The 11,570-nt window shown below is 70.8% G+C and carries 7 protein-coding genes; 1 reads left to right on the forward strand and 6 read right to left on the reverse strand.

The window, feature by feature from the left end:
- Positions 1–174: 174 nt before the first annotated feature.
- The 3 genes from I6A81_RS02010 to I6A81_RS45395 are packed head-to-tail and all read right to left on the reverse strand — an operon-like array spanning position 175 to position 4,074.
- Positions 175–1,770 (reverse strand): right-handed parallel beta-helix repeat-containing protein, encoded by a 1,596-nt coding sequence (locus I6A81_RS02010; RefSeq protein WP_307874406.1) that lies wholly within the window; start codon positions 1,768–1,770, stop codon positions 175–177.
- Positions 1,767–3,035 (reverse strand): glycosyltransferase family 2 protein, encoded by a 1,269-nt coding sequence (locus I6A81_RS02015; RefSeq protein ID WP_203004834.1) that lies wholly within the window; start codon positions 3,033–3,035, stop codon positions 1,767–1,769. Before I6A81_RS02015 ends, I6A81_RS02010 begins: the two co-directional genes overlap by 4 nt.
- Before the next feature lie 46 nt (positions 3,036–3,081).
- Complete coding sequence (locus I6A81_RS45395) at positions 3,082–4,074, reverse strand: NAD(P)-binding domain-containing protein (protein ID WP_203004835.1); 993 nt, start codon at positions 4,072–4,074, stop codon at positions 3,082–3,084.
- A gap of 510 nt (positions 4,075–4,584) precedes the next feature.
- Between I6A81_RS45395 and I6A81_RS02025 the strand changes: the two genes are divergently transcribed.
- Positions 4,585–5,550, forward strand: coding sequence for a polysaccharide lyase family 7 protein (locus I6A81_RS02025; protein ID WP_203004836.1), 966 nt, complete (start codon positions 4,585–4,587; stop codon positions 5,548–5,550).
- Positions 5,551–5,607: 57 nt separating this feature from the next.
- On the opposite strand, the gene lysS is transcribed toward I6A81_RS02025, so the two are convergent.
- The 3 genes from lysS to I6A81_RS02040 all read right to left on the reverse strand — a co-directional run bounded on the left by lysS (position 5,608) and on the right by I6A81_RS02040 (position 11,384).
- Positions 5,608–7,131 (reverse strand): lysine--tRNA ligase, encoded by a 1,524-nt coding sequence (gene lysS, locus I6A81_RS02030; protein WP_203004837.1) that lies wholly within the window; start codon positions 7,129–7,131, stop codon positions 5,608–5,610.
- A 295-nt stretch (positions 7,132–7,426) separates the two neighbouring features.
- Positions 7,427–10,123 carry a cellulase family glycosylhydrolase gene (locus I6A81_RS02035; protein WP_238441437.1) on the reverse strand — a complete coding sequence of 899 codons (2,697 nt, stop codon included), beginning with the start codon at positions 10,121–10,123 and terminating at the stop codon, positions 7,427–7,429.
- A 205-nt stretch (positions 10,124–10,328) separates the two neighbouring features.
- Positions 10,329–11,384 (reverse strand): substrate-binding domain-containing protein, encoded by a 1,056-nt coding sequence (locus tag I6A81_RS02040; RefSeq protein ID WP_307874408.1) that lies wholly within the window; start codon positions 11,382–11,384, stop codon positions 10,329–10,331.
- Positions 11,385–11,570: the final 186 nt, after the last annotated feature.

Here is an 11,570-nt window from a genome sequence, read left to right on the forward strand (position 1 = left end):
GCGGCCCGCGCGGGGGCGGCCGGCGCAGTGTCGGCCGGCGCAGTGTCGGCCGGCGCGGCGGCGTGGTTCCCCAGGGCCTCGCGATGCCCGCGCCTTTCGGGTGTCGCGCCCCGGGCCGGCCCGCGCGGGGCCGGCGGGGCGTGCCCGCGGACCGGCGTGTGATGGACCGGGGTGTCATGCACGGGCACCCACCGCCGTCACCCGCGTTCGCCGGCTGCCGGACCTGCCGCGGCGCCGGCGCAGGACCGCGGTGCCGCTCACCAGCAGCACGACCGTGATCGGGACCAGCGACCAGATCACGGCGAGGACCCGCGGGCGCCACTGGTCGCCGTTGTCGATCACGTCGTTGCCCGCCAGGGCGATGCCCTGCGACGCGAGCTGGTTGCCCGCGACGTGGTTGTCCCGGATCGTGATGCCCTCGGTGCCGCCGTCGCCGTGGACGTGGATGCCGACCCGGTTGTGGGTGACGATGTTCCGCTCGAGCACGTTGTCGGGCGAGGACGCGAGCACGATGCCGTCGCCTCGGTTGCCGGTCGCGGTGTTGCCGACGATCCGGTTCCCCGTGCTCCCGGCGTCCATCATGATGCCGTTCAGGTGGTTGTTCCGGGTGATGTTGTTCTCGACCAGGCTGCCGGTGACGTCCTCGGAGAAGATGATCCCGTGCCGGCCGTTGCGCTCGCTCAGGTTCTGGCGGACGACGATTCCGGTGGAACCGCTGTGCGGGTCGATCCCGTACAGCGTGTTGTCGTGGAACCAGTTGTTCGCGACGGTGATGTCGCGCGCCTTGTCCGTGTACACGCCGATGAAGGTGTTGTCGACCTCGCTGTTCGTGATGCTCCCGGTCGAGCCGTCCGCCCAGGAGATCCCGTAAGAACTGTTCCAGTCCCGGCCGATATGGCTCAGATGGCTGTTCGAGATGACCAGGGTGGCATCGTTGTTCGCGAACACGAAGGGCTGGTTCTGGTCGACCGCGCGCCAGTCGGGGTCGGGGTGGGCCGAGCTCGGCCTGACGTGCACCCCGTCCAGCGCGAGCGCCGCGCCGTCCGCGCCGAGCAGGACGCCGCGCCGCGACTCCAGCACCACGTCCCTCACCGGCGCGGCGATCCCCAGCGCCGCCCCGCCGACGACCACCAGCGCGGCCCGCACGGTCACCTGACCGCCGCCGTCGTACTCGAGCCAGGACGGGTCGCCGACCGCCGCCGCGAGCTCGGGCAGCCCGGTGGCCGGCGTGGCCAGCGGGATCGTCCGGATCAGCCGGCCGCCGGCCAGCAGGGCGATCTCGGCCTGGCTGACCGCCATGGCCCGGATTGCCTGATCCGGGGTGCTCGACTGGTTGTTGATCGTGTTCGGCGGCAGCCCGCGCAGCACGTTGCTGATCGGGTCGAAGGACGGGTCCTGGCTGTGCCGGTGGAAGGGCTGGGTCGTCGAGCGGAGCGGCTGGTAGTCGCGCCCCACGGTGACGCTGAGCACGACGGCCGTCAGCAGCGTCATGAGGGCGAGCAGCGAGTAGACCCCGCGGCCGCGGGCGCCGGACGCCGTCGCCCTGGCCGCGGCCAGGGCCGCCCGCCGCGCGCCGCCGCTGCCGGCCCGGCCGCCGCCGGCCTCGCCGGGCTGCCCGGTCCGCTGGGCAGGCACATCCACGCTGACGACCAGGGTCGGCTCCGTCGCCGGGCCTTCCCCGCGGCCGGCCCTCTGCTGGTGGCCGGCCTCCCGCGGGTGGCCGGCCTCCTGGCCGGGGCGCGCACCGCGCGAGTCTCCCCTCTCGTTCACCGGGCTCCCTCCCGGAGCAGCGCCCGGCCGCCCTGCTCGCGCTGGCCGCTGGTGGCGGCGGTCTTCGCGATGACCTCGAAGCTGCGCGGGTTGCCCATGTAGAGGGTCGTGATCAGCGCGACGATCGTGAAGGTCGCCGTGACCGGGGCGAGCAGGACCGCGGCGAACGTCTGAGCGACCCGGTTCAGCCAGAACCGCGCGGCGCTCTGGTCGGGCTGGCGAAGGCCGGCGTTGACCCAGCCGGACAGCGCGAAGTTGAGCAGCCAGACCGCGAGCGAGCACCAGAACAAGGAGTGCGCCCAGCCCGGCACGTCGATCGTGTGCGTCAGGATCAGCGCGATCGAGATTCCGGAGGCGAGGAAGGTGAACAGGCTGAGGAAGTAACGGATCGCGATTCGGATCGCGGCTCCCAGTGGCAGGACGTCCCGGTTGACGATCGCGTGGATATTGCCCCACATCCAGCGTCGTCGCTGCTTGAAGTAGGCCTTCCAGGTCCATGGCGAGGTCAGCTGGATGTACTCGTGGAAGAAGCCCCAGCGCAGGCCCTTGGCCGCCGCGTTGCAGCCGAAGGTGAGATCCTCGGAGGCGAAGATCCGCCAGTCCCAGGTTACGGTCTCCTCCGTGTAGCCGGTGATCGTCAGCCCTTCGCCGTGCACGAACAGCGGGCGGCCGACTATCCCCTGGAACGAGGAGCAGTACGTCATGCAGTTGTGGAACCGCAGATCGTCGATGTGGCTGAGCAGGAAGTGGCTGAACGGGCGGGCGCCGTAGCCGATCCGGGGAGCGGTGACCCCCTGGCAGATGTCGTAGTCGCCGGCGTAGGCGGTCTCCAGGTACTCCCAGGTGGGCGACGTGTCGTCGTCGAGGAACGTCATCTTCGTGTCGGCGGTGTTATAACCCAGCTCGCGGCGGACGAGCCGGCTGTACTCGAGCGCGCGGGCCTTGAACTGCGCGACACAGCTGAAGTCGAGCGGCACGGTGACGACCCGGTCCGCATCCGGGTAGACGTCGTCGTTGCCGGGCTCGTTCACCACCCAGATCTGGTAGTCCATCGTCATCGGATAGGAGCGGATCTCCCGGATGATCTCGTTCACCCGGTCCTGCTCCCGGCCCACCGTCGTGATCTGGATGATGTAGCGGCGGAACAGGGAGCGGTTTTCCTTGAAACCCGCGTGGAACCACCATTCGCCGATCGCGAGGATGAAGACCTCGATCATGGGCCGTAGGAAGGCCACCAGTCCCAGCCAGGGGAGCCAGGTCCTCATCGCGCACCTCCCGCGCACGCCGGGCCGGCCGTCGCGGCGCCGCCGGTCACCGCGTCGGGCTCTCCGCCACCCGCGCGACCATTCGGTCGCCGGTCGGCTGCTCGGGGACGTCGACCCGCTGGCCGGGCCATCCGTGGCCGCCGAGGGCACCCACGGCGGCCACCGTGGGGTCCACGGCCTCGACGAGGCCCGTGGCAGTCCGGTCGTTGACCTCGACCACCGCGCGCAGCAGCGGCATCTCCACGCCGATCGTGTCGGCGAAGCCCAGGAAGGCCATGGTGTCCTTGGGCAGGCAGGCACCCCCATAGGCCGCGCCGCCGCGGATGCCGTACTCCGGATTGAGGGACCCCTCCGCCGAGCGGGCGACGGTGCCCGCGACGTTGGCCGGGTCCAGCCCGAGACGCCGCGCCACCGCGTACATCTCGTTCCAGAAAGAGATCTTGGTGGCGTTGAAAATGTTGTGAGCGCACTTGACGAGCTCGGCGGTCATCGGCTCCTCGAAGAGCCGCAGGATGCCGCCGAAGGGGGTGAACAGTTCCGCCAGCCGCTCGCGGACCCGCTTGTTGCGCGCGCCGACGACGGTCATCCACGGCCAGCGGAAATCCGCCTCCGCGGAGGCGGCGCGCAGGAACTCGGGGTTGCTGGCCAGCAGGAAGCCGCTGTCCTGGCGCAGCCCGGACTCCCGTTCCAGGACCGGGCCGACGAGCCCTTCCGTGGTGCCGGGCGTCACGGTGCTGCGCACGACGACGGTGTGCGCCGCGTCGGCCTGGCGCAGGGCCCGGCCGACCGCGCGGGTGCCGTCGAGGAACGCGGTGAGGTCATACCGGGTGCCGTCGTTCGGCGTCGGCAGCGTGAGGAAGACGAACGACGCCTCCTCGGTCGCCAGGTCGAGGCGCGTGCGCGCGTCCAGGCCGAGGGCGGCCAGTTCGTCGACCCGCTCCGGCCGCACGTCGACGAAGGTGACCCGGTGGCCGGCCTCGACGAATCCCCGGCCGGTCGCGGTCCCGACCACCCCGGACCCGATGATGAATATTCTCACTGGTTACTCCTCGTTTACGCCGCGCGGCGTGCCCGGCGTCATGGGGGAGACGACAGGTCGGCCGGCTGTCCGCCTCGGGGCCCCGCCGGGCCCGGGCTGGCGGCAGGAGGACCGTCAGGAATCGTGTGACTGGCCGGCCGCATTCTTTGGCGATTGGGCGCTACGCGGTACGCATATTCGGATACGCCGCGCAGCCGAAAGACTACAGGGCCTTCAGAGCCAGGCAAGGACCACCCCGGTAACAGGTTCGTGAATCACGGCCCGGCAACCGGTGATATCGCTGCAACCGATTGACGATAAGAGGAAGTGACATCGCGCCGCATACGGAAAAATTCGACTCCGCCCGTTCGTCCATTCCGTTTCCGTCAATCGCGACATGCGCGCGCGCCGCGGTGGACACCGGTGGGACACACCCCGGCGGCAGCGCTCGCGCCGTCGGCGCCCGGCCGACAATCGACGGGCCGACGCCCCGAGGACCGGGCGGAGACCACACCGGGAGGGTCGGAGCGGATGACCTCAGCATCCCCGGACGGTGGTCCGCCCCCGCCACCCGCGGGCCGGCGCCGGCTGCCGCGAGCCCGCGGCCCGCTGGGAGCGGCGCTCCTCCTGGCGACGCTCACCGGCTGCCTGGCCGAACCGCCGCCCATGACCGGCGGCGTGCCGGTCATGGGCCATCCGGTCGTGAGCCACCCGCCCCACGACGGCCAGGGCGGGAGCGGCCAGGGCGGGAGCGGCTCGGCCACGGCCGGGGCCGCCGCCGGCGGTCCGCCGAGCCCGGTGGCTGGCGTGGGCGAGACCGCGCCGCCGCCCGCCCGGCTTCTCGACCTCTCGCCCTGGAAGCTGACGCTGCCGCTCACGAGCGCGCCGGGCGCCGAGCCGGGCAACGGGGTCACGGCCGTCCAGGTGCGGTGGCCGGCGCTGAGGGACTTCGTCCTCGATCCCTACTTCGCCGCCGCCGCCGGCGGCGAGGGCGTCCGGTTCCGGGCGCCCGTCGAGGGCGCCACGACCCCCGGCTCGAGCTACCCGCGCTCCGAACTGCGCGAGATGACCAGGAGCGGCGAGCACGCCGCCTGGTCGAGCACCTCCGGCGTCCACGTGCTGTTCCTGCGCCAGGCGATCACCAACGTGCCGTCCGCGCAGCCGAAGGTCGTCGCCGGGCAGATCCACGACGGCGACGGCTACGTTCTCATGATCCGACTCGAGGGCGACCGGTTGTTCGTCCAGTACGACGGCCAGGACCTGGTCGACCTGGACACCGATTACCGACTCGGCGAGGTGTTCACGGTGCGGCTGGTCGTGGCCGATGGGATGGTCGCGATCGAGTACAACCACCGGACGCGGGCCACCATCCCACTGCGGCGGTCCGGCCTCTATTTCAAGGCGGGCTGCTACACACAGTCCAACCTCGCCCAGGGCGATCCGCCCGGCGCCTACGGCGAGGTCGTCCTGTACGACGCGCGGGTCTGGCACGGGTAGGCCCGCGCGAGTACACCCACGAGGCCCGTGCCCCGGGCCCGGGGCACGGGCCCGCGCTCAGCTGCCGGGGGCTCCGGTCGGCTTGGGGCCGGGGGCCACCGCCGGAGCATTCTCGGCCGGAGCACGCTCGGCCGGGTCTTCGCCGGCTGGAGCGCCCTCGCCGCCCTTCGCGCCCCGCATGGACGGGAAGAGCACGACGTCGCGCAGCGTCGGGGCGTCGGTGAGAAGCGCGACGAATCGGTCGATGCCAAGCCCGAGGCCGGACATCGGCGGCATGCCGTACTCCATCGCCTCGATGAAGTCCTCTTCCAGCATCATCGTCTCGTCGTCCCCGGCGGCCCGCAGCTCGGCCTGTTCCTCGAGCCGGGCCCGCTGGTCGACCGGGTCGACCAGCTCGGAGTAGGCCTTGACGATCTCCCAGCCGTTGACGACGACCTGGAACATGTCGAGCCTGGTCGGGTCCTCGTCGTTGCGCCGCGCCAGCGGCACGAGCTCGACCGGGTGGCCGACCAGGAAGCACGGCTGCACCAGCTCGGGGCGGACCGTCTTCTTGTAGAGCAGGTCGACCAGCCCGGCGTAGGAGACCGCCTTGGTGACGTCGAGGCCGAACGCCGCGCACTTCTCCTTCAGCGTCTCGAAGTCACGCACGACCCGCAGGTCCACGCCGGTGCGCCGCTGGACCTCCTCGCGGTAGTCCAGCACCGGCCAGTCCGCGCCGAAGTCGAGCTTGACGCCCTCGTAGGTGACCGCCCGGGAGCCGACCACGTCGTCCAGGACGGCGCGGATCAGCTCACGCACGACGTTCATGTTGTCGCGGTAGTCCCAGTACGCCGCGTACCACTCGAGCATCGTGAACTCCTGCAGATGCGAGGGGTCGATGCCCTCGTTGCGGAAGTTGCGGCCGATCTCGTACACGCGGTCGAACGAGCCCGCGACCACTCGCTTGAGGTAGGTCTCCGGCGAGATGCGCAGGTAGAAGTCCTCGCCGAGGGCGTTGTGCCGGGTGATGAACGGGCGGGCGGCGGCGCCGGAGGCGGCGTCGGTCAGGATCGGGGTCTCGACCTCAAGGAAGTCCGCCTCGTCCAGGAAACGACGGATCCTGCTGATCACCCGCGAGCGGATCTGGAACCGCTCCCGCGACTCGGGGTTGGCCAGCAGATCCAGGTAGCGGCGCCGATAGCGGGTCTCGACGTCGGCGACGCCGTGCCACTTGTCCGGAAGCGCCCGCACCGCCCTGTTGAGCACGGTGAAGTCGCTCGCGGCGACGGTCCGCTCGCCCTTGCGGGTGGTGTAGACGGTCCCGGTGACGCCGACGAAGTCACCGACCCGCGCGGAGCTGTGCCACGCCTTGAAGGTCTCCTCGCCCAGGTCGTTGCGGGCGAGCGAGATCTGCACCCGGCCGCTGCGGTCCTGGATGTGCCCGAAGACCAGGCCACCCATCCGGCGCCAGAGCACCAGCCGACCGGCGATCCGCGCCGGTGTGCCGTCCGGAGTCGTCTGGACGGCCGCCGCGACCGTGTCCGTCTGGTACCCCGATCGGGGCATTCGCGGCGTCGACTCGTCCTCGGACGTCCCTGTCATGAAACCGCACCCTCTTTGCCGCCACGCGACCGTACCGTCGCATGACCATTCCCCAGCCGCACGGTCCGGCGGCCCGCCGCTCGCCGTGCGGCACCCGTGCGCATCGGCGCGCCACGAAGCCATGCCTAGCGTACCGACCGGTTGACCGCTGGACACGGAGCCGCGGGCTTGATCGTCCCCTCCCGAGGCGCGGCCTTGCTCGATCTCCGCCCGGGCGCCGCGGGCCAGCGCCGAGCGCGGAAAGGCGGCGCGTCACCACCTCGGTTCGATGACGCGCCGCCCCGATGACGCGCCATTAACTCCCGGCGACGCGCAGCATCACGGTCCCGTGGGCCGGGACGCTGCCGGTGTAGCCCGTGCCGCCCGGAGCCAGGTCGGCGTGGCGCCAGAGGTCTCGGACGGCGCTCACACTCGTCCAGCCGAGATCCCGCCACGACAACGTCATGGTCGTGGCCTCGTCCCGAGTGTTCACCAGCGCCACCGCCTGGCCGCCGCCCGCGAGCGGCTTTCGCCAGATCTGCAGACCACCGTCATCGCGCACCTTCGTGGCCATCACCGACAGCGGGTCCTGGTCCACCGCGATCACCTCGGTGTTGAGCAGGATCCGGCTTGCATCGTCGCTGCCGGTCATCTGCCGGGGGTCGTTGCCGGCCAGCAGCGGTGCCGACCACATGGCCCACATGCTGAAGTGGGTCTTGGCCTCCTCGAACGAAAGCCCCTTGTTACCCACTTCGAGCATGTCGGGGTCCGCCCAGTGACCGGGGCCGACGAAGGGCGCGTTCCCCGCGGTGTTGTTGAACAGGTAGTCGCGGATGCCGGCCGGCTGCTTGCCGCGGCAGCTCGACGCCGGATCGGGATCGCGGGTCTGGTTGTACCAGCTGGAGCAGATGTCGTCGCCGGTGCGCCACAGGTTCACGATCTCACTCGCCCACGGCGGTACGTGCAGCGTTCCCCCGGCGTTGATGGACAGCACCATCGGCCGGCCGCTTGCCGCTATGGCTTCCTTCCACTTCCTCGCGATCGCGGCGGCACCGTCCGGCGAGTAGTCGGCACCACACCAGTCGAGCTTGATGTAGTCGACTCCCCAGTTCGCGAACGCCTGCACGTCCTGCTTCTCGTGCCCCTCGCTACCGGTCCGGCCGGCGCACGTCTTGGCCGTCGGTGTCGTGTAGATCCCGAGCTTCATGCCTCGCTTGTGCACGTAGTCGGCGAGCGCCGCGATACCGCTCGGGAACTGACTGTTGGTCCGGATGTTCCCGTTCGCGTCGCGTTCACCCTGCCAGCTGTCGTCGATGTTGACATACACGTAGCCGGCCTCACGCATGCCGTTGCGAACCATGGCGTCGACGATCTCGCGGACGATTCCCTCGTTGATCGTGTTGCCGAAGTGGTTGTAGTGGTTGAAGCCCATCGGCGGCCCGGCCCGCGACACCGGGCTCGCCGTCGCCGAGGCGGTCGGAGACGGCGCGGACGTCGGCGGCGGCGCGCCCACCTCGCCAGAGCCCAGATTGAAGTCGCGAATGGTCGCGAGCGTCGGATCGCCGGCCGAGATGCCGTAGTCGCACCCCTCGGTGCCGGGTATCCAGTTCCAGACCAGGAAACCCGAGACACCGCCGCTGAACTGCTTGGTCATCTTCGCTTCGAACTTCGCCGCCCGACGCGCGGTGGACAGGCAGCCCGCGTCGGATCCCGCCTTGATGCCGGCCTCGCCGACCACCAGCGGCTTGCCGAGCTTCGCCATCTGCTGGAGTCGCAGGGCGACCTCCGACGAGAGCGCCTCGTCGTCCCGGTTGTAGTCGTGGAAGCTCAGGACGTCGATCGCCGGGCTCTGGTGAACCGTCACGTAGTCCTGATCGCGCAGGCCGCACTGGGTGCCGCCGATGACGCCGGAGCCGAGCAGGTGGACCGGGTCGAGGCGCTTGAGCTCGCCACCGGCGACGTCGAAGAACTCACGCAGCACGGGCGTGGAGCCGCAGGCGATCTCGGGCTCGTTGAGCAGCTCCCACATGCCGAGCGCGGGCGAGCTCCGGTAGCGCTCGACGACCTCACGGAGGTAGTCCCAGTAGGACGTCGGCTGCCCGGGCTGGACCGCGCGGTAACCGTCCTCGTACCACTCCTTCCCCTTCTTCGGCTGGTCACAGTCCGCCCAGTGGTTGCCGATGGTGAGGATGAGCCGCTGCCCGTGCCGCTCCGCGGCCTTCACCACACGGTCGATACCGGTCCAGTCCCGCTTGCCGGTGTGCTTGTTGGTCGCCAGGTCCTGGAACGCCCACGTCCGGACCATGCTGTTCGGCCGCAGCGAGCCGAAGAACGCGTCGAGGTCGTTGACCTGCCCCCCGCACCCGGCGTTCACGTCCCAGTACGTCGCCAGCTCGTAGGCGTTCACCCCGGTGAACCGGTAGGTCTGGCCGTTGAGTTTCAGCGAGGTCCCGGCCGCCCGGACGATCCCGTCGGCCGGCTGCCCGGTCGGCTCCGAGCCGGGCGTGGGGCTGGGCGACGGGCCCTGGCTCGGCGACGGGCCGGTGGTGGCCGTGCTTATGGGGCCTTCGACGTCGATCCGGTCGACGGTGACGATGTAATCCTCGGACAGCGGGTTCTTCTGGCCGCTGACCGTCACGGTCAGCTCGTGCGTGCCGCCCCCCAGGCCGTGGACGGAAAGCAATTCCACCTGGTCCGCCCGGGTCGGGGCGTACAGGTCTATGTCGGGGCGCTCCTCGCCGTCGAGGCGCACCTTGGCGATTCCGTGCCACGGCGCGCGCGCGCCGAACAGCGCGACCCTCCCGCCGGAGAACTTAATCGAGTATTGGTCTCCCGTTGTTCCCGAATAGTGGTCACCCTGTTGGAACTTCCCGGCGCCCTGAGACCAGGTCCATCCGCCTGAGAAGTCGAACTGGTGAAGCGCCGCGCCGATGACGGAGTCGTCGACGGAGACGATGCGCGGCCCCGCGCCGCCGGCCGGACGATCCAGCCCGCAGCTCGCGACCAGCAACAATGAAAGAACGGTACCGATGAGAAGGCGTAGATTGGGCGTCGACACTCGGTGTCTAACACACGGACTGGACAGAGAACGGGTCATGGTGCAGCCCTCGGCTCGCGAGTCGTTGCCCCTCCGGTACGGAAGTCTAGCCAGACACAATTGCGACACAGGAGAGCGGGTCCCAGCCGAAGGGAGGCCGGCGCCGGCCGGCGGGCGCTTCTTAGCCCCAACAGTCGGAGAGCCCGGTGGCGACGTCGGCGGATTCGACACCCGACCGCGGCGTGGCCGTTATGAGCGTGACGCCGGTGTCATGGAAACCGGTCACCTTCTCGCTCTCCCGGACCGAGGACACGACGGCGGCCACGCCCTGCTCGGCCATTGCCCGCGGATGCTGCTGCGCCGTCGCCGCGATCCGCCCTTCGGCGACGGCGTTGACGCCGGCGCACCCGCCGTCCGCCGAGACGATGAGGACGTCCGGTCTCCCGGCGTCCAGCGCGGCCGTGTGCGCGCCCGCCGCCACCTCGTCGTCGATCGCGAACACGACGTTCACCTCGGGATTCGCCGCGAGGCACTCCTCGAGGACCGTCTGGGCGATGTCCTGCTGCCCGTAGGTGGGCTCGCTGCACGCGACCCCGGGGGCCGCGATCGCCTTGGTAGCGCCGTCGTCGACGTCGGCCAGCTTCATTCCGGCCAGGAAACCGTTGTGCCGGTGCGCCCCGGGCAGGGAGCCTGGCGCCAGGTCCAGCATCGCGACCACGGGCGTCCGGTCGCCGAGCGCCGCCTTGGCGTATTCGCCTCCGACATGGCCGGCCCGGAAGTCGTCCGTTCCGAACACCGCGTCGGCGTCGGACGGCGGGTCGCTGGACGAGCCGAGGGCGATCACCGTGATGCCCGCCGCCCGGGCCTGCCGGAGCGCGGCCGTCACCGCGGGGTCGGCGGTGGCCTCGACGAGGATTCCGTGCACCTTGGAGGTGATCATCGTCTCGATCGCCGTGACCTGGCTGGCGGTGTCCCCGTCGAACCTGCCCGCGGCCGTCATCAGTGTCGCCCCGTATTCCAGGGAAGCTCGCTCGGCGCCGTCCAGCATCTTCAGCGCGAACGGATTCGCTTCACTCGACGTCACGAGACCGATCACCACCGCGGCGCCGTCCTTGTCGGGCAGGTCGCCGCCGGAGCCGCCGCATGCCGTCGCCGCGGCCATCGCGACCGGGACCGCCAACCCGGCGGCGCGCCGCCGCCACGAGCCGGCCCACGCCGCCCTCCGCTGACCAGGCACCTGTTCCTCCCTGCGGTGTAGGCGAGCCGACCCGGCGGCCGCGTCGGCACTCGGCCCGGGCCCGCACGGACGGACCGGGCTGGGGGGGGGGGGGGGGGCCCCCCCCCCCCCGCGGCCGGGTGGGCGGCCAGATAGCTCGCCGTCGCGGTGGTGGCGATGGTGCTCAGCAACGCGGTGCCGATCGAG

The organism is Frankia nepalensis (assembly GCF_016786325.1).
Taxonomy (GTDB): Bacteria; Actinomycetota; Actinomycetes; order Frankiales; family Frankiaceae; genus Pseudofrankia; species Pseudofrankia nepalensis.